Raw genomic sequence first — 18,275 nt, 5'->3', positions numbered from 1 at the left:
GGTGCCGAAGCTTCCCGCTCCCAATGAGTTCACGCCAGGTCAGCTGGGTTCTCCCGACGCTGTGTTCGAGATCCTCAAACACATCGACGGAGTGAAGGGGGATCGAGCGCAAGTTGTCGAGTGGATACGCAGCAGGTGGTTTGCGACCTCCGCTGAGAAACGTGCGCACGACCCGAACGCTCAACTCGATCAGCAACGGAAACGCGCCAACAACGTCGTCACTGGTATGCAGCAGTACGGCCTCCTTGATTCACCACGCGACCCGTTGGTGCTCACGGAGTTGGGCTCCAAAATGCTCACCTTCGCGGCTGAGCCTGCCGATGGGCACCGATTGTTCACCAGCTTCCTCCTTCGTGAACGCTATGGGATGGAGTTGCTCCAAATCGCTCTTGACGTGCGGTCGCGCGATGGTGCCGTTACAAAGAGGCAGATAGACGATGAGTTGCGGTCTCGCGGGTACCAGGTGTCGACCAATAGTTCATACGCGGGCAAGCTGCGACAGTGGCTTGAGCCCTCGGGGGTTGTCGACATGTACTGGAATGTCGATCACCAGATTCTTCTGGAGTTGGGTGGTGCCACTCCAGAAGAGGTTCGAAGCTGGCGGGGTCTCACACCTCCACAGCGGGCAGTAGTTGAAGTCCTGAGAGTGAGAGGCCTCGGCAACCGTACGGCGGCTCAATCGGCTGAAGTCCTCGAACTCCTTCGACAGCGAGGTATCGAGTTCAACGCGGGGCTTGTCGGCAAGCAGATCTATGAGCCTCTCGTCGCCGCTGGCTTCATCGAGAGGACGCTCAAGGAAGCCGGGCGGGGAGGCAAGGGGGGGACCGTTCAACTCACCCAGCGCGCGCTGGACCTCGATGTCGGGCTCATCGACGGCCTCGAGCTCGGAGACGTTCCGGCAGACCTGCAGGCGGAGTTGAACCGTTCGACGGACAGCATTCTCGCGGACCTGGGCTCAGCCGACACCGGAAAGAAGGGTGTCGCACTGGAGTTGCTTGCACTTCGGGTGGCTGCTGATGTCGGGCTGATACCCGCCGAAATGCGGCTGCGCAGCGCGCAGACCGGCGGCGCAGAAGTCGACCTCGTCGCCGAGGGCGCACATCTCCATTTCACTCGGTGGCTGTTCCAGTGCAAGAACCAAGTGGCGCCGGTGTCTCTGTCGGTGCTCGCGAAAGAGATCGGTATGGCCACGCTGTTGCGTGCGCAGGTAGTTATCATTCTCACTACCGGGGTCTTTGCAAAGTCGGTCGTCGCCTACGCTCGGGAGGCGGCCGAGGCGACCGCAATCCAGATAGTGCTACTTGACGGCCAGTCGTTGGCGAACTATCGCGCAAAGGGTCCAGCGGGACTACGGGCCGAACTGCATCAGTTCGCGGTAGGGGCGTTGCGCAGGAAACGACCTCAACTCGCCGAGGTGCCTAAAGAGTAGCGGGCCAGGCTTGCCGTGGAAGTCGAAAGCCTACGAGACGAGCCCATTCGGCGCTGCCTACACCGACTACGGGATTGTCCCAGCGCCAAGCGCGGCGGAGTGGTTGACAAGAATCCGCTGGGCGTCCACGCCAGTGAGTCGGTGCGCTGGACGAGTCCCACCCAACAGCGTCCGACCCCGCGCCATCGGCTAGCAGTGCCTTAGCCGGAGAGTTGGCGGATCACCTCGCTCATCGCATCCTTGGGTGGTAGAAGCAGCGACTGACCGAACGATTCCCTCGCCTCCTCCACGAACTGAGCCTCGGAGGCAACCCGCAGTTCATGTCGGACGTCAGGTTCACCGTCCTTGAACATGAGCCCGGTACCGGAATTCTCGATCCAGAGCCCCAGCGCCCCAGGGGTATCTTCAGTGCCCGGCAGCGTATGAAAACTAAGCGGACGCTCTGTGATCACTCCCTCGTAGATCGCCTCGAAGCTCGTTGAAGGAGTCATGTCGTAGCGGAAGCCCTCGACGTTCGTCGCGGAGATCATCACGAGCAAGCCCCCAATGGAGCTCGGCTTCACGAACTGGATCACGTGCTGCATCGTCGACATGAGTCGCACTCCGGCGTCATCGTTTGGGAAGTCAAGCATGCGAGACCTGACGATCTCGAAAACAGTCGTGCCATTGATCTGTTCGTCTTGACCCGCAATTACTACGCCTTCTTTGGTGACTTCCGCCCACTCACCGTCAAGAATTTTCCATAGGCGACCCGGGTTCCGCCCGGCGAGGATGAAAGTGGCTCCGCTGATCTTCTCAAGCCCGCTTAATACACCTTGGAGATCCAAGTCTCGGAGCTTCGCCACCTCGTGAGCAAGTGTGTCCGGGCCCATCCCCGCGTAGCCCACTGCGAGGTCCTCGGACAGCCGGATGATCTTGAGTACCGGCTGCGTGTAGATCTTTCGCGATCGTGTCGTATCGCTGTCCCACGTGACCTTCGTGTCTCCAGCGAGATACACGGCACCGGTTCTCGGTTCGACTACTCCGACGATTAGCGTCATGCCCTCATCGTGCCAGGGCGAACGTGCGGGCGGGTAGGCAATGAAGCTCAATCACGTGGCCGGCTCCGGTCGTTCCCCGCACACGGTAGGCCCCTAGGGCGTGTCTCATAACCGTTTGAGCCAGATGGTGATGGCTCTCAGGACTGCTCCGCCGCGGTAGTTGCGGGCGAGTTTGTCGTAGCGGGTGGCCAGGCCCCGCCATTGCTTGTCTTCGTTGAAACCGCGTTCGACGACGTTGCGGCCCTTGTAGTCGTGGCGGTCGTAGGTCACGGGTCGGCCGCCGCGGGAGCCGCGTCGCTTGCGGTGCCCTTGCTGGTCGGAGGGCTCGGGGATGACCGAGACGATGTCGCGATCGCGCAGGTGCTGCCGGATAGCGCGAGACGAGTAGGCCTTGTCGCCGCGGACGCGGTCGGGTCTGGTGCGGGGTCTGCCGGGCCCGCGGCGGGCGACGCGGAGGTGGCTCATCAGGATCGGGAACATCGGTGCGTCACCGGCCTGCCCGGGGCCGACGAGCACGACCAGCGGACCGCCCTTGCCATCGACGAGGTGATGGATCTTCGTCGACAATCCGCCCCGTGACCGGCCGATCGCATGATCGGGCGGCTCTTCGCGTGGATTCCTGTAATTCGATTCAGCCCCCTGTGTCGCGAGGGAGGTTCGTCGCGTGCTGATGCGCACGGTTCACCGTGGAGTCCACGCTCACATCCCACACCAACTCGCCCGCAGTGTCCGCGTCGGCGAGCAGTTCGGCATGGATCCTGTCCCAGGTGCCGTCCTTGCTCAACTCGCTGTGACGACGCCACACCGTCTGCCAGGGACCGAACTCAGCTGGCACATCCCTCCATGGCGAGCCGGTCCGGAAGCGCCAGATGATGCCCTCCACGATCGGCCGGTGATCACTGAAGGGCCGCCCACCCTTCGGCGACGCCTTCGGCATCAACGGCTCGATCCGAGCCCACGCAACGTCCGAGAGAACTTGAGTACGCGACACACCCCAAGTCTCAGACGACGATCACCCGAAAGTTACGAGACACGCCCTAGCCGTCGTCGCGTAGGCGAACAACGTCACGATCGACAGTCCATTCATCTTCACGTTCTTCGGCTCCGACGAAATGACGGGATCTCGCGTCGTCACGCCGAACGGAGGTTGCACGGCTGTGCTCGTAATAGTCGTCCTTTCGTCACGGCACGTCACTGCGACCGTCCGTACCTCACAGCCACCCCCGCTCCACCGCCACCCGCACGGCATCCGCGCGATTCCGCCCGCCGGTCTTCCCGATCGCGCTGGACGGGTGATTCTTCACCGTGCCCTCGGACAGGTGAACCATCCGCGCGATATCGGCGATCGACCCTCCGGCGCGGGCCGCGGCCAACACGTCGGTCTCACGCTCGGTGAGCGGCGAATCGCCCTGCGCCAGCGACTCCGCCGCCAAGACAGGGTCGACAACTCGCAGCCCCTGCGACACCCGCCGCACCGCATCAGCCAATTCCGCCGCGGGCGTGTCCTTCACGACGAACCCCGAAGCCCCGGCCTGCATGGCACGCGCCAGATAGCCCGGCCGGCCGAAGGTCGTGACGATGAGGGCGCGGCATCCGGGAACCTGCGTTCGCAACAATGACGCGGCGGCGATTCCGTCGATGCCCGGCATCTCGATGTCGAGCAGCGCCACGGTCGCCTCGGACGTACGCGCGGCCTCGACCACCTCGTCGCCGCGGCCGACCTGGGCAACGACCTCGATGTCGGGCTCCAGACCAAGCAGCGCGGCCAGGGCCCCGCGGACGAGCGCCTGGTCGTCGGCGATGAGAAGTCGGATCACCACGTCACCCTCACACGGAATCCGCCGAGGTCGCTGGGCCCCACGGTCGTGCGGCCACCCGCCGTCTCCACGCGCTCGCGCAGCCCCGACAGTCCCGAGCCGGACGACGGCGCATCAGACGGCCCGCGCCCGTCATCCGCAACCTCCACCGACCGCGCGTCCAGCGACACCCGGCACACGGATGCCTCGGCGTGCCGCACCACGTTCGTCACCGCCTCGCGGACCACCCACCCCGCGAGTTCACGCCGGTCCGACGGCACCTGATCCGTCGACCCGGGCAGCTCGGCCGCAACCCCGGCGCTCTCCAGCGCCGCGCGGGCCGCGGCGAGCTCGCCGCTGATGCTCACGCCTCTATACCCGTGCACCGTGGCGCGGACGTCGGCCAGCGCGCCGCGCGACAGCTGCTCGATCTGCGCCACCTCGTCGCGGGCGGCCGGGGAGCCGGCATCCATCAGTCGTCCGGCCAGCTCGGCCTTCACCGTGATCACGGTCAGCGAGTGGCCGAGGATGTCGTGTACGTCGCGCGCGACCCGGCTGCGCTCCCGCTCGGCGGCGAGTTCGGCGACCTGCTCCTGAGCGGTGCGAAGCCGCTCGAGCGTCGTGATGTTCTCGATGAAGCTCAGCATCATGACCGAGACGGACAGGATGATCGCCGAGTTCAGGAAGCTCGTGAAGGTGTCGGCGCCGGTCCACTCCCCCACCGCGAACGACAGGGCGCTCAGCGGCAGCACGAGAATCCAGGTGGGTCGCCGCCCGATGTTCGACACCGCGATCGCGACGCCGATGAACGTCCACATCCACCGCACGTCGTCGCCGATGAGCGGGGCCAGGCCCAGGCTCAGTGCGAACATCACCGCGGCGGGGATCACCCTCTGCCAGCTCGCGGGAGTTCGGCGTGCGAACGGCACGCTCGCGAGGAACACCGCCGCGAACACCACGACGATGGCCGTGCCGACGAGGTTCGCTCCGAGGTGGGGGACCTCCCAGACCGACAGCAGCGTGGGAACGGTCCAGATCAGCGAGAGTCCGCCGCCGATGAACCACCCGCGCGTGAACGAGCGGCGGCCCGAAGCGCGCACGCGCCCCGGGCCGGTCGTCTCGTCCATGTCGTTCACGATAGGGCGGCTCACGAACGCCGCGTGTCCCGCCGGAAGAAGTACACCGTGCCGGCGACGAACACCACGAGCCACACCACCGCGTTGATCAGGGCGCCGAGGTCGAAGGCATCCCCCGTCAACGGCGCACGCGCGAGCTGCGCGATGCCGTACACGGGCGTGAGCTTGCCGACCGTCTGCAGGAAGTCGGGCATCGACGAAAGCGGGTAGAACAGCCCACCGAGGAACGACATCAGCACCACCGCGAGGCTCGTGATCTGCGCGACGTTCTCGCCCGGCACCATGTACCCGACCATGAGTCCGAGCGTCGTGAACACCGCCCCGGCCAGCAACCACGCGGCGACCCCGGTGACGACCCACTGCACCGCCGACAACTCGACCCCCGAAATGGATGCCACGACATAGGTTGCGACCACGGCGACGAGTCCGAACACCATGCCGGCCGCGAGCTTGATAATCACGTTGACGAGCGGGCTGAGCGGGGTGAGGCGCAGCTGACGCGTCCAGCCCTGCGCGCGCTCGACCGCGACCGCGGCACCCGTCTGGGTCGCCGACATCATCGCTCCGTACATCGCCATCGACACCATGATGTACGCGGCCACCGACACTCCCCCGTCGGCCAGCGGAACGCTCGTCAGCGGCTCGTCGAGCCACTGGTACCCGACGATGAAGAACATCAGCACCGGGAACGCCACCGTGAAGAACAGCGCGCGGATTGCGGAGCTTCCGCACCAGCTCGATCCGCAGATACGTCAGGGTGAAGCCGCCCAGGACGGGTGCGGGGCGATCGAGGCGGATGGCGGTCATCGGAGTGCTCCGTTCGCAGCGTCGGCGGATGCCGGGGAGTCGATGGTGAGCGCGACGAACACGCTCTCGAGTTTCTGCGCGGTGATCTCGAGATCCCGCGCGGCGGTGGCGGTGAGCAGGTGCCGGGCGAGCGCGTCGGAGTCCCGCGTGTGCAGCGTCACGCGCTCGCCGGAGACCTCGACCGAGTCGACGCCCGCGAGCGACGCCAACGCCGCGAGATCGGCATCCGGGATGGTCGCCTGCACGACCCGACCCGAGACGAGGTTCTTGATCTCGGCGGTCGTCCCGTCGGCCACGATCTGCCCGCGACTCATCAGCACGATGCGGTCGGCGTACTCGTCGGCCTCGTCGAGGTAGTGCGTCGCGAACATCACGGTGCGGCCGCGGGCGGCATCCGTCCGGATCGCGTTCCAGAACGACCGGCGCGCCTCGATGTCCATGCCGGTGGTCGGTTCATCGAGGATCAGCAGCGCTGGATCGCTCACGAGCGCCATCGCGAAGCGCAGCCGCTGCTGCTCGCCGCCCGAGCAGAGTCCGACGCGGCGGCTCGCCAGATCCCGGATGCCAGCCCGCTCCAGCGCTTCGTCGACGGGACGCTTCTCGGCGAACAAGGATGCCGTGAGCTCGACCGTCTCGCGGACCGTGAGGTCTTTCAGGAGACCCCCGGTCTGCAGGACGGCGGAGACAAGGCCGCGCGACACCGCTCCGCGCGGGGTGTGTCCGAACACCTCGATGGAGCCGGCGTCGGGGTTCGTGAGGCCGAGGATCATGTCGATCGTCGTGGTCTTGCCGGCGCCGTTCGGGCCGAGGAACGCCACGATCTCGCCGGGCTGCACCCGCAGATCGACGCCGCGGACGGCGTGGACGGAGCCGAAGCTCTTGACGACGCCCCGCGCGTCGATCGCGGCGGGGCCGGTGGTGGTGGAGGTCATGTCCTCATGCTGGCCCGGCGCCGTGCCCCGTGCCTGGGGCGGCGGTCACCTTGTGGGGGTGACGTTCGTCATGGGTGCGGCGTCAGGCGTTGCGGCGCTTCTGTCGCGGGTCGCTGCGCGCATCGCGACGTCGAGAGGATATCGACGACGATTCCCTCGTCGCGTGTGAGGACGGAGACATCGACAGTGCTGTTGGCGTAGCCGGTGGCGATGAAGCTGACCGCCGGGTAGCTGAGCTCGAGGCGTGTCTCCTCGACGAGGAAGTCCTCACCGAGGGCTGCGGGCAGCCCGTCGACGAACGCCTGACCGTCGAAGCTCTCCGGCGTGTCGATGGTCCACTGACCCGTGTAGAAGACCCCGTCTCCCGAGCATCCGAAGGGATTGTCCGAGGGATTCTTCGCAACCTCGAGGCCGGCAGGGAGTTCGTCGACCACGCGCTGCATCGCGGCCTGAGCTTCGCCGCGCACCGCTTCGTACGTCGGCAGCGGGGTCGGTGCACAGCCGGTGAGGGCGAGCGCGCCCGCCGCGAGGAGTATCAGTGCGGTGCGGGTGGCGTCCACCCGCTTCGCGGCGATTGGGCGATTCTCGGCGCAGCGATCGAGGCAGTGCATCAGGAACTCGGCGCTGGCGTGAGGGTGTCGTCGTGGTAATCGAGCGGGTCGCCCGGCACGCGCACTCCGCCGAGGCTGATTGTGTATCCCGGCGCGGTGCCGAACGAGATGGCGTTGACAGGACCGCCCCGACCGAACACGGTGGGCGTGGGGTCGGAGACGATTCGAGTCTCGATGCCGACCGCATCATCGGCGGCCGTGAGAACCTGTGCGGCAGCTGTCGTCGCGTCGTCCAGGCATGACGCGACTTCGGTGACGAGGGCCGTCACCGCCGTGGCATCCACCGAGTACCGCATCGTCCGAACCTAATCGGGGCCGCTGCTCACCCTCAGAGGGTTGTGGACAATCTCATCTTGTTCTCATCTTCGACCGGAGAAGTCCTGGTCAGAACGGCTTCAACGCGCGGATCGTATAGCTCAGCGGCATGACCGACGGCTGCTCCGTCAGCGCACACTCACCGTCGGGACGCAGGGTCGTGCGGCCCGGCAGAGCCTCCCACGGGACGCTGTCGTGCTCGATCAGCGCGTCGAGCCGCACCCCGCGATCGAGCAGCGCGGTGACGATCTCGCCGAGCCGGCGGTTCCACTCGTACGTTCGCGTGGTCTGCAGCGGCACCGGAACCTCGACGTAGGCGGTGTCGTCACCCCATTCGCGTGAGTGACACCGCGTAGATCGACGGATCTCCCTCGAGATCGAGGTCGATCGTCATCCCGGTCTGCGATATGGACACGCCGAACGCGATCGTCGAGTTGTCGCACGAGACCGTGTCGGCGAGGGACTCGCTGCCGAGTTCTCCGGCGGACAGGACGATGGTTCCGCCACCACGGCAGGCGAGCTGGCCCTGATAGTCGCCGGCCTCGAGAAACTCGAAGGAGTTCCGCTGATGCGGGGACGTGTTCTGGCTCATCCAGCCGGTCAGCCTGCCCGTCAGCGCACCGCTGTCGGAGGGTGGCACCGCCGTCTCCGCCCAGTCGCCGATCTCGTCGACGGGGATCGGCAGCATCGCCTCGTCGGCACGAGCGTCGTCGGTTGGCGTGGGTGAGGGAGTCTCGGACACCACGGGCGGCGGCGAGTCCGCGTTCGTCGTCTGCGCAGTGCAGCCCGCTACCCCGACGGCGGTGAGGGCGAGTGCGGCGACCGCCGCAGCGGTGCTCCGGAACGTCATCGGAGCTGTTCGTTCGATGGCTCTCGGCTCCATCGGTGTACTCTTCCACGGCACGCGAGTGGGCCTCGCGGGTCTTGACACTCCGCTGGTCGCCGAGGATCCTGCGCCCGCTCAGGCCGGCTTCGACGCCCGGATCGTGTAGCTCAGCGGCATGACCGACGGCTGCTCGGTGAGCGCATACTCACCGTCGGGACGCAGGGTCATGCGCCCCGAGAGCGCCTCCCACGGGACGCTGTCGTGTTCGATCAGCGCTTCGAGCCGGAGACCGCGATCGAGCAGTGCGGTGACGATCTCGCCGAGCCCGCGGTTCCACTCGTACGTTCGCGTGGACTGCAGCGGCACCGGCACCTCGACGTAGGTCGTGTCGTCATCCCACTCCAGGGGCACGGGCTGCTCGAAGTAGGGGAACGCGAGCGTGAGGCCCGGCAGCGTCTCATTCATCGACCACAGCACCGGGTGCCCCTCGCGGAGGTGCAGCGTGCCTCCCGGCGCCAGCAGATCCGCGACGATGCCGGCCCACTCGGTGATCGACGGTAGCCAGCACAGCGCTCCGATACCCGTGTAGACGAGATCGAACGCACCCGGGGGAAGGACGTCGAGGGCGTGCGCGACGTCCGATTGGACGAAATCGACGTCATCCCCGGTCTCAGCGACGAGCCGACGGGCTTCGGCGATCGCGTTCTCCGAGAAATCCAGGCCCGACACGCGCGCACCCAGGCGCGCGAGCGACAGAGTGTCGGTGCCGATGTGGCACTGCAGGTGGACCGCGCGCTTCCCGGTGAGATCGCCGAGCAGAGGCCGGTCGAACGTGACGACGTCGCTGAGTGCGCCGCGGTCCTCGACGTAGCGCAGCACGCCATAGCCCGACCCGTCGCGGGCGGCGTGCAGAGTCGCGCGCTCATTCCAGTTGGCGCGGTTCGCGTCGAGGTACTCGGTGGACATGGCATCCCTTCCGTCGGCACAGCCTTGTGACGATACACACCCGGATGCCAGGGGGCCAGGCCGCGAGCGTCGGGACGTCGCGGTCGTGCGGTGCGTGCGGGCCGTCGTGACCGTGCGTGACGCGGGTCTGTGCCGCTGTCGGAGGCCCGGGTTAGCCTGGCGGCATGTCGGGCAGTGTGTACGTGATCCATGAGAACCCCCAGTGGCTTCCGCCGTTCCAGGCGGCCTTCGAAGCGGAGGGTATTCCGCTGAAGGAATGGCTTCTGACGGATGGCTCCATCGACCTGTCCGTCGAGCCGCCCGAGGGGGTGTTCTGGTCACGCCTCAGCGCTTCGGCGCACACGCGCGACCACGCGGCGAGCAAGGAGTACGGCCGCGCCGTGCTGCGGTGGCTCGCCTCGTGGGGGCGGACGGTCGTGAACGGTGCCGACGTGCTCGAGCTCGAGGTCAGCAAGGTCGCGCAGCACGCCGCCCTGCGGCACGCCGGCATCGAGGTGCCGCGCACGGCGGCGGTCTTCGGCACCGCACAGCTCGCGGCGAAGGCCGAGGACTTCGAGGCTCCCTTTATCAGCAAGCACAACCAGGGTGGCAAGGGCCTCGGCGTGCGCCGGTGGGAGTCGCACGCCGAGTTCGCCGCCTGGGTCTCCGGTCCCGACTTCGAGCCCTCCCCCGACGGCATCACGCTGCTGCAGGAGCTGCTGATCGCGCGGGCGCCGTTCATCACGCGTGCCGAGTTCGTCGGGGGCGAGTTCGTCTACGCCGTGCGGGTCGACACGAGCGCGGGCAGCTTCGAGCTCTGCCCGGCCGAGGCGTGCGCGATCCCCGGTTCCGATGGCGTGGAGCCCGAGCCGCTCTTCCGCCTCCGCGACGACGTCGACCCCGCGATCATCGACCGGTACCTGGCGTTCCTCGCGGCCGAGGGCATCGGCGTCGCCGGCATCGAGTTCATCGAGACGCGTGACGGCCGCGTCGTCACCTACGACGTGAACACCAACACGAACTACAACCCCGACGTCGAGGCATCCGCCCCTCGTTCCGGGCCGCGCGAGATCGCCCGCTGGCTCGGTGCGCTGCTGCCGCACGAGGCGGTCGGTGTGCGTGGCTGAGCCGGCAGAACCCCACCGCGACTGGGACGGATTCGGATTCGCGACCCGACAGGTGCACGCCGGTGAGGTCGAAGATCTCACGCACGGCTCCCGTGTCACGCCCGTGCACCTCTCGGCGGCGTACCGGTTCGCGTCGTTCCAAGAGGCGACCGACCGCTTCGGCGGCTCCGACCTCGGGCATCTGTACTCGCGCAACCTCAACCCCACGAACCAGGTCGCCGAAGCGCGACTCGCGTCTCTCGAAGGCGGAACGGGGGCGCTCGTCGTCGGGTCGGGGCAGGCGGCCATCACGACGACGCTCTTGGGACTCGCGGGTGCGGGCGAGCACATCGTGTCGACCGCGAGCATCTACAGCGGCACGCGGGTGCTGTTCGGCCGCACGTTCGCGCGGATGGGCGTCACCGTCGAGTACGTCTGGGATCCGGAAGACGACGCCGAGTGGGACGCCCTGATCCGCCCCGAGACGAAGGCGATCTTCACCGAGACGCTCCCCAACCCCAAGAACGACGTCGTCGACATCGCGCACGTCGCGCGGATCGCCGCACGCCACGGCCTGCCCCTCGTCGTCGACAACACGATCGCGACGCCGTTCCTGCTTCGTCCCTTCGAGCAGGGTGCCCACGTCGTCGTGCACTCCGCGACGAAGTTCCTCTCCGGTCACGGTGCCAACCTCGCCGGCGCCATCGTCGACGGGGGAACGTTCGACTGGGCCGGAGCCACGCGTCCCTACCCCGGCATCACCGAGACCCCGATCGCCGGACGCGCCTCGTTCGTCGACGCCTTCGGTCCCCGCGCCTTCGAGCTGTATCTCCGGTTCGGCATCGCCAACGACACCGGCCCCGCACTGTCGCCGCTGAACGGCTTCCTGCTGCAGCAGGGCATGGAGACACTCTCGGTGCGGATGCGTCAGCACCTGGCATCCGCCCGCGAGATCGCCGAATGGCTCGACGGACATGCGCTCGTCGAGAGCGTCGACTTCGCCGGCCTCCCCTCGCACCCGCAGCATGCGCTCGCCGTCCGCGACTACAGCGGCCTCACCGGGTCGGTGTTCTCGTTCACGGTGCGCGGCGGACGCGACGGCGCCGAGCGCTTCTTCGACGCACTGCGCCTGTTCAGCCGTATGACGAACATCGGCGACACGCGGTCGATGGCGCTGCACCCCGCCACCACGACGCACCTCGGCTTCACGCAGGAGATCCGAGACCGCCTCGGCATCCACGACGGGCTCATCCGCCTGTCGATCGGACTCGAGGATGCCGCCGACCTCATCGCCGACCTCGACCAGGCGCTCCGCGCGGCGGCGTAAGGGGCCGGATTCCGGGAGGCGGGGCGGTTCTAGGCCTTCCCGTGCGCGCCCCGGCGTCGACATGCCGGCGTCCGTGCGTGCGCCGACGTCCCGATCGGCGTCGGTACCCCGGCGTCCGTGCGTGCGCCGGCGTCCTGGCCGGCGTCGACGCGCCGGCGTCCGCGTCGGCTGGTGGGAGACCCAACGGGGTGCGGCGTAGCCCGGGCCCGCCCCGGGTCCCCGGCGTAGCCCGGACCCGCCCCGGGTCCCCGGCGTAGCCCGGACCCGGACCCGGGTCGCGACGCGGAACCCGCAGCGCGGCGTCAGGCGTCGCGCAGCGCCTCGAGGCGCCGCACGCGCGGGATCACCTCGGCGGCGAAGCGCTGCAGCTCAGGCAGGTGGGGCGAGAACTGCAGCAGCAGCGTCGAGACGCCGACGTTCGCGAACGCGATGATGCGCTCGGCGACCTGGTCGGGCGTACCGACGAGGTTGGGGCGGAGGCCCCGGTTCGAGACCGAGTACTCCTTGAGGTCGACCTGGGTGTCGAGCTTCGACTTGCTCACGAACTCCTGGTACGAGCCGTAGGCCGCTCCCCCGCGCACGTCGGTGATGCGGTCGATCTCGGCCTGCGCCTCTTCCTCGGTGTCGCGGACGATCGCGTACGCCGCCATGCCGAAGGCCTCGAACGGTGTCGCGCCCGCCTCCGCGCGGCGTCGCCGCATGTCCCCCACCTTCGTCTCGAGCTCGTCGAGGGTGCCGCCGTGGGTGAGATAGGCGTCGGCGAAGCGGGTGATCGCCGTGCGACCGGCCTCGCTCTCGCCTCCGGCGTACAGACGCGGGATCACGCGGGGCTTCGGCTCGAGGTAGGTGCCTTCGGTGCGGTAGTACTCGCCCTCGAAGGCGAACGGCGTCTGCGTCCACAGTCCGCGCAGCACCTCGACCCACTCGATCGTGCGGGCATAGCGGTCGTCGTGTGCGCTGAAGAGGCCGTCGTACTGCTTGGCCTCCTCCGCCCACCACGCGGAAACGACGTTGAGGGTGAACCGGCCGCCGCTTATCTCGTCGATCGTCGCCGCCTGCTTCGCGGTGTGGAAGGGGCTGTGGAAGCCCGGCCGCACAGCGGCGAGGAGTTCGAGCTTCGAGGTCACGGCGGCCAACCCCGCGGTCACCGCCCAGGCATCGAGGGACGGCGCCTCGACGCCCTTGATGTCGTTGAGGTTCAACTCGGGGATCAGCGTCAGGTCGAAGCCGCCCTCCTCCGCAGCGCGCGCGATCTCCGCGATGTGCGCGAACGACACAGGGGTCTGCTCGTCGTCGACGTTGCGGAGCCATCCGCCGAAGATCGGGGTCCAGTAACCGAAGCGGACGCGCTGGGGGGAAGTCATGGCATCCATCCTCACCCGGCTGTACGGAGTGTGTCGTCACGCGAGGACACGGGCCGTCATATGTCGTTGACCGCCCTCGCGGGGGGTGCGACCGTAGCCGGGTCCCGTCACGAGGAGGTTCCATGAACGACATCGCCCCCACGCATGAGCCGCTGAAGTTCGCCTACTGGGTGCCGAACGTCAGCGGCGGTCTGGTGATCAGCTCGATCCCCCAGCGCACCGACTGGAGCCTGGAGTACAACGTCGAACTCGCACGCACCGCCGAGCGCGTCGGCTTCGAGTACGCGCTCAGTCAGGTGCGGTACGCCTCCAGCTACGGCGCCGCACAGCAGCACGAGTCCACGTCGATCAGCCTCGCACTGCTGCTCGCCACCGAGAAGCTGAAGGTGATCTCGGCCATCCACCCCGGCATCTGGCATCCGGCGGTCCTCGCGAAGTTCATCAACACCGCGGACCAGTTCTCTCACGGCCGCGCCGCGGTCAACGTCGTGAGCGGCTGGTTCAAGGACGAGTACACCGACCTGGGCCTCGAGTGGCTCGAGCACGACGAGCGTTACGAGCGTGCCGCGGAGTTCATCCAGGTCCTGCGCGGCCTGTGGACGCAGGAGAAGTTCTCGTTCCACGGCAAGTACTACGACATCACCGACTTCACGCTGCGTCCGTTCCCGTACGACGTGCCGGGGCGCGCCCACCCGGACATCTTCCAGGGCGGCAACTCCACCGCGGCCCGCTTCAACGGCGGCGCCTACGCCGACTGGTACTTCTCGAACGGCAAGGACTTCGACGGCTTCACCGAGCAGTACGACGACGTCACCCGTGTCGCGGCGGAGCACGGACGCCGGACGCGCTTCGGCCTCAACGGCTTCGTGATCCAGCGGGACAGCCGCGCCGAAGCCGAGCAGCAGCTGCGCGAGATCATCGCGCACGCCGACGACGGCGCGGTCGAGGGATTCCGCAAGAGCGTGCAGGAGGCGGGCAACGCCACCAGCGACAAGAAGGGCATGTGGGCCGACTCGTCGTTCGACGACCTCGTGCAGTACAACGACGGGTTCCGCACCCAGCTCTTCGGCGACGCGCAGCAGATCGCCGAGCGGATCATCGAGTACAAGAAGCGCGGCGTCGACCTCTTCCTTCTGGGGTTCCTGCACTTCCAGGAAGAACTCGAGCGGTTCGGCGAGACCGTGATCCCGATCGTGCGCGAACTCGAGGCCGACCTCGCCCGCACCGGCGACCCGATCGGCGTCGCCGGCCGCTGACCCCCTCCGCGCCGCCCTCCGCGCCGAGTGCTCCGCGCCGCCCTCCGCGTCGGGCTCTCCGCTCCATGTCGAGTGTCCAAGACACGCCGCATGGGTACTGCCGGATACGGCGTGTCTTGGACACTCGGCGAAGGAGAGACGTGGGAGGTATGCGGCGGCGCGTATACGACTCACGCGCCGTCGAGCATGGGCTGAGACAGCGCGGTCTGCGCGCGGAGGGCGTCCGCGAGGGCCGCCACGGCGGGGATCCGCAACGAATCCGAGCGCACGATCATCCAATACGGCAGGCGTTCGTCGACGCTCTCGGGCAGCAGACGCACCAGATCGTCGTGCCGGTCCGCGGCGAAACACGGAAGCATGCCGATTCCGGCACCTACCCGTGTCGCTTCCACGTGCACGAACACATTGGTCGACGTGACGCCGTCGCGCATGCGCGGCACGAGCCGTCGCGGAAGGTCGAGCGCCTCCACCTGCAGCATCGAGTCGACGAAGTAGACGAGTCGGTGGCGCTCCAGCTCGGCGAGGTCGCGAGGCGTCCCCTCGCGCTCCAGGTACGCCCGCGACGCGTACATTCCGAGGGTGTACGTGCCGAGCCGGGTCGCGGTGCCACGCGATGTCTGCGGCTCCCCCACCACCACCTCCAGGTCGAGGCCGGGACGGTGCAGGGCGGCCCGTCGTTGCGTCGCCACGATCTCGACAGAGAGCTCGGGATGCCGCTGACGCAACGCCGCGATCGCGGGAGAGGCGATGTAGGCGCTGAAGCCGTCGGTGGCCGACATCCTGACGACCCCGGACACCGGATCGGGCTCCTCTCCCCCGCCGGACAGCCGTGACATCGCGGCCTCGATGCGGCCCGCCGTCTCGACGGCGTGCTGCCCGAGTGCGGTGAGCTCCCAGCCGCGGCCCGAGGCGGCGACGACGCGCCCGCCGAGTGCGTCCTCGAGGGCGGCGATGCGTCTCGCGACGGTGGTGTGGTCGACGCCGCGTACCTGCGCTGCGGCGGTGTAGCGGCCGGTCCGAGCGACCGCGAGGAGCATCAGGAGGTCGTCAGCGCGGACGTTCGTGGCATCCATGTGTGCAATTGTGCACATCGTACCCGCATCTCTGGGCATTGCCGCAGCACGGGTCGCGGCGCAAACTCTTCCCGGATGTCACCGTCGACACCGAAGGAGCAGCATGGAATCCCCCACCGCAGCGCAACGCAGCGCCTCCCCTGATATCTCGACCAGCAAGATCCGCCGCGTCGTCGCCGCCTCCATGGCCGGCACCGTCGTCGAGTGGTACGAGTTCTTCCTCTACGCCACGGCCGCGAGCCTGGTGTTCGGCACGTTCTTCTTCCCGTCGTCGGGCTCACCGCTCGACGGCATCATCGCCGCCTTCGTCACGTATGCCGTCGGCTTCGTCGCCCGTCCGCTCGGCGGCATCGTCTTCGGCCAGATCGGCGACCGGTTCGGCCGTAAGCCTACGCTGCAGGCGACGATCATCATCGTCGGTGCGGCGACCTTCCTGATGGGATGCCTTCCCGGCTTCGCCTCCGTCGGATACTGGGCGCCCGCGATGCTCGTGGCGCTCCGCTTCATCCAGGGCTTCGCGGTGGGTGGCGAATGGGGCGGGGCTGTCCTGCTCGTCGCCGAGCAGAGCCCGAACCGCTCGCGGGCGTTCTGGGCGAGCTGGCCGCAGGCCGCCGTTCCGGTCGGAAACCTCCTGGCCACGATGGTGCTGCTCGTGACGTCGTTCGTGCTCTCGCCCGCGGCGTTCCTGGACTGGGGCTGGCGCATCGCGTTCTGGCTCTCGGCCGTGATCGTGCTCGTCGGCTTCTACATCCGCACGCATGTCGAGGAAGCGCCGATCTTCCTCGAGGCCAAGCAGCAGGTCGAGCAGGAGAAGGCCACGTCGTTCGGGGTCGTCGAGGTGCTGCGCCGCTACCCGAAGGGCGTCGTCCAGGCGATGGGTGTGCGGTTCGCGGAGAACATCGTCTACTACATCGTCGTCAGCTTCTCGATCGTGTACCTGAAGTTCGTCCACTCGTACGACACGAGCCAGCTGCTCCTCGCGCTGCTGATCGCTCACGTCATCCATTTCGCCGTGATCCCCCCACTCGGGCGCCTCGCCGACCGCATCGGCCGCAAGCCGGTGTACCTCGCCGGCGCCGTCCTCAGTGCGACCTGGGCCTTCTTCGCCTTTCCGATGTTCGACACGCTCAACCCGGTGGTGATCGTCGCCGCCGTCTCGATCGGCCTGGTGTTCCACGCCGGCATGTACGCGCCGCAGCCGGCCGTGATGGCGGAGCTCTTCCCGACGCGTATGCGCTACTCGGGGGTGTCGCTCGGGGCCCAGGTCACCGCGATCCTGGCGGGGTCGCTCGCTCCGATCCTCGCGACGCAGTGGCTGCGCGACTTCGGCTCGTGGCTGCCCATCGCCATCTACATCGTCGTCGCGTGCGCGCTGACGTCGGTGACCGTACTGTCGCTCAAGGAGACGCGCGGGATCTCGCTGCGCGACATCGACGCCGCCGACGCCGCGCGCAGGAAGTAGGACCACATGAGCATCGACCTCAGCGGACGTCGCGCCCTCGTCACCGGCGGTGCCAGCGGCATCGGCGCGGCGATCGCGCGGTCGTTCGCCGAGGCCGGGGCCACCGTGACGGTCGCCGATCTCAACGCCGAGGGTGCCGACGCCCTCGCCGCCGAGATCGGCGGCCGCGCGTGGGCGGTCGACCTGTCGGACACGGTGGCCCTGGCCGACCTCAGCCTCGACGTCGACATCCTGGTCAACAACGCCGGCATCCAGCACGTCAGCCCGATCGAGGAGTTCGCCCCCGAGCGCTTCTCCTTCATGCTGCGGTTGATGCTCGAGGCACCCTTTCTGTTGATCCGCGCCGCCCTGCCCGGGATGTACGAGCGGGGGTTCGGGCGCGTGCTGAACGTCTCCAGCGTGCACGGTATACGCGCATCGGCATATAAGTCGGCGTACGTGACCGCCAAGCACGGCCTGGAGGGTCTGTCCAAGACCACGGCCCTCGAGGGAGGCCCGCGCGGGGTCACGAGCGTCTGCATCGACCCGGGGTATGTGCAGTCGCCGTTGGTCGAGAAGCAGATCGCGGACCAGGCGCGAGCGCATGGCATCCCGGAGTCCGAGGTGCTCGAGCAGGTGCTCCTGAAGGATGCCGCGATCAAGCGGCTCGTCGAGCCGTCCGAGGTCGCGTCGCTGGCGCTGTGGCTCGCGGGCCCGGATGCCGCGATGGTCACGGGAACGAGCTACGTCATGGATGGCGGCTGGTCGGCGCACTGAGTGCGGCCGTTGTGTCCGGCGCGGGCCTTGTGCCGCGCTCCGGAGTAACGGGCCGGAACGCCGAGCAATCCGGCCGAACCCCGGCGAAAGAGGC

The 18,275-nt window shown here is 67.9% G+C and carries 19 protein-coding genes; 6 read left to right on the top strand and 13 right to left on the bottom strand.

All coding sequences use genetic code 11. The features are described 5' to 3' along the window. The first annotated feature begins 1 nt into the window (after window position 1). Window positions 2–1,429, top strand: a complete 1,428-nt coding sequence (locus tag LL239_RS17960) for a restriction endonuclease (protein ID WP_228161920.1) — start codon at window positions 2–4, stop codon at window positions 1,427–1,429. Between the two features lie 200 nt (window positions 1,430–1,629). Here the strand turns inward: LL239_RS17960 and LL239_RS02725 are convergent, their stop codons facing one another. From LL239_RS02725 to LL239_RS02675, 11 genes are all read right to left on the bottom strand, one after another. Then, a complete protein-coding gene (locus LL239_RS02725; protein ID WP_228161919.1) occupies window positions 1,630–2,469 on the bottom strand; it encodes a hypothetical protein in 840 nt (279 codons plus the stop codon). A 105-nt stretch (window positions 2,470–2,574) separates the two neighbouring features. Continuing rightward, a protein-coding gene (locus LL239_RS02720) for an IS5 family transposase (RefSeq protein ID WP_228161918.1) occupies window positions 2,575–3,460 on the bottom strand; the annotation gives its coding sequence in 2 pieces (ribosomal slippage) (window positions 2,575–3,108 and window positions 3,110–3,460; 885 coding nt in all). Window positions 3,461–3,680: 220 nt separating this feature from the next. Then, window positions 3,681–4,286, bottom strand: a complete 606-nt coding sequence (locus LL239_RS02715; RefSeq protein ID WP_228161917.1) for a response regulator transcription factor — start codon at window positions 4,284–4,286, stop codon at window positions 3,681–3,683. Next, window positions 4,283–5,392 carry a sensor histidine kinase gene (locus LL239_RS02710; RefSeq protein WP_228161916.1) on the bottom strand — a complete coding sequence of 370 codons (1,110 nt, stop codon included), beginning with the start codon at window positions 5,390–5,392 and terminating at the stop codon, window positions 4,283–4,285. Before LL239_RS02710 ends, LL239_RS02715 begins: the two co-directional genes overlap by 4 nt. A 20-nt stretch (window positions 5,393–5,412) precedes the next feature. Then, window positions 5,413–6,078 (bottom strand): ABC transporter permease, encoded by a 666-nt coding sequence (locus LL239_RS02705; protein ID WP_267188889.1) that lies wholly within the window; start codon window positions 6,076–6,078, stop codon window positions 5,413–5,415. 126 nt (window positions 6,079–6,204) lie between these two features. Continuing rightward, on the bottom strand, window positions 6,205–7,140 hold the full coding sequence (locus LL239_RS02700; RefSeq protein WP_228161914.1) for an ABC transporter ATP-binding protein: 936 nt from the start codon (window positions 7,138–7,140) through the stop codon (window positions 6,205–6,207). A 68-nt stretch (window positions 7,141–7,208) separates the two neighbouring features. After that, window positions 7,209–7,700 (bottom strand): hypothetical protein, encoded by a 492-nt coding sequence (locus LL239_RS02695; protein ID WP_228161913.1) that lies wholly within the window; start codon window positions 7,698–7,700, stop codon window positions 7,209–7,211. Between the two features lie 50 nt (window positions 7,701–7,750). Continuing rightward, entirely contained in the window at window positions 7,751–8,047 is a 297-nt protein-coding gene (locus LL239_RS02690; RefSeq protein WP_228161912.1) for a hypothetical protein, read from the bottom strand. Window positions 8,048–8,135: 88 nt separating this feature from the next. Continuing rightward, window positions 8,136–8,366: a hypothetical protein gene (locus LL239_RS02685; protein ID WP_228161911.1), complete on the bottom strand. Its 231-nt coding sequence runs from the start codon at window positions 8,364–8,366 to the stop codon at window positions 8,136–8,138. A 25-nt stretch (window positions 8,367–8,391) separates the two neighbouring features. Continuing rightward, window positions 8,392–8,916, bottom strand: a complete 525-nt coding sequence (locus LL239_RS02680; protein WP_228161910.1) for a hypothetical protein — start codon at window positions 8,914–8,916, stop codon at window positions 8,392–8,394. 111 nt (window positions 8,917–9,027) lie between these two features. Then, a complete protein-coding gene (locus tag LL239_RS02675; RefSeq protein ID WP_228161909.1) occupies window positions 9,028–9,858 on the bottom strand; it encodes a class I SAM-dependent methyltransferase in 831 nt (276 codons plus the stop codon). 164 nt (window positions 9,859–10,022) lie between these two features. Here LL239_RS02675 and LL239_RS02670 point away from each other — a divergent pair, with 164 nt between their 5' ends. Further along, window positions 10,023–10,964, top strand: a complete 942-nt coding sequence (locus LL239_RS02670) for an ATP-grasp domain-containing protein (RefSeq protein ID WP_228161908.1) — start codon at window positions 10,023–10,025, stop codon at window positions 10,962–10,964. Beyond that, window positions 10,957–12,270 carry an O-acetylhomoserine aminocarboxypropyltransferase/cysteine synthase family protein gene (locus LL239_RS02665; RefSeq protein WP_228161907.1) on the top strand — a complete coding sequence of 438 codons (1,314 nt, stop codon included), beginning with the start codon at window positions 10,957–10,959 and terminating at the stop codon, window positions 12,268–12,270. Before LL239_RS02670 ends, LL239_RS02665 begins: the two co-directional genes overlap by 8 nt. 302 nt (window positions 12,271–12,572) lie before the next feature. Here the strand turns inward: LL239_RS02665 and LL239_RS02660 are convergent, their stop codons facing one another. Beyond that, on the bottom strand, window positions 12,573–13,634 hold the full coding sequence (locus tag LL239_RS02660) for an LLM class flavin-dependent oxidoreductase (RefSeq protein WP_228161906.1): 1,062 nt from the start codon (window positions 13,632–13,634) through the stop codon (window positions 12,573–12,575). Window positions 13,635–13,756: 122 nt separating this feature from the next. Between LL239_RS02660 and sfnG the strand changes: the two genes are divergently transcribed. Continuing rightward, on the top strand, window positions 13,757–14,890 hold the full coding sequence (gene sfnG, locus LL239_RS02655; protein ID WP_228161905.1) for a dimethylsulfone monooxygenase SfnG: 1,134 nt from the start codon (window positions 13,757–13,759) through the stop codon (window positions 14,888–14,890). Window positions 14,891–15,060: 170 nt separating this feature from the next. Here the strand turns inward: sfnG and LL239_RS02650 are convergent, their stop codons facing one another. After that, window positions 15,061–15,963: a LysR family transcriptional regulator gene (locus tag LL239_RS02650; RefSeq protein ID WP_228161904.1), complete on the bottom strand. Its 903-nt coding sequence runs from the start codon at window positions 15,961–15,963 to the stop codon at window positions 15,061–15,063. 103 nt (window positions 15,964–16,066) lie between these two features. On the opposite strand from LL239_RS02650, the gene LL239_RS02645 reads away from it, so the two are divergent. Together LL239_RS02645 and LL239_RS02640 are read left to right on the top strand one after the other, a co-directional pair. Next, the gene (locus LL239_RS02645; RefSeq protein WP_228161903.1) at window positions 16,067–17,425 is read left to right on the top strand and encodes an MFS transporter; all 1,359 of its coding nucleotides are present in this window, start codon (window positions 16,067–16,069) and stop codon (window positions 17,423–17,425) included. 6 nt (window positions 17,426–17,431) lie between these two features. After that, window positions 17,432–18,181 carry a 3-hydroxybutyrate dehydrogenase gene (locus LL239_RS02640; protein ID WP_228161902.1) on the top strand — a complete coding sequence of 250 codons (750 nt, stop codon included), beginning with the start codon at window positions 17,432–17,434 and terminating at the stop codon, window positions 18,179–18,181. The last annotated feature ends 94 nt before the right edge of the window (window positions 18,182–18,275 follow it).

Origin of the sequence: Microbacterium testaceum, from assembly GCF_020781835.1 — a bacterium.
Lineage (GTDB): Bacteria > Actinomycetota > Actinomycetes > Actinomycetales > Microbacteriaceae > Microbacterium > Microbacterium testaceum_H.
Note: the sequence above shows the minus strand (reverse complement) of the source record. Positions and strands in the feature narration are given on the sequence as shown.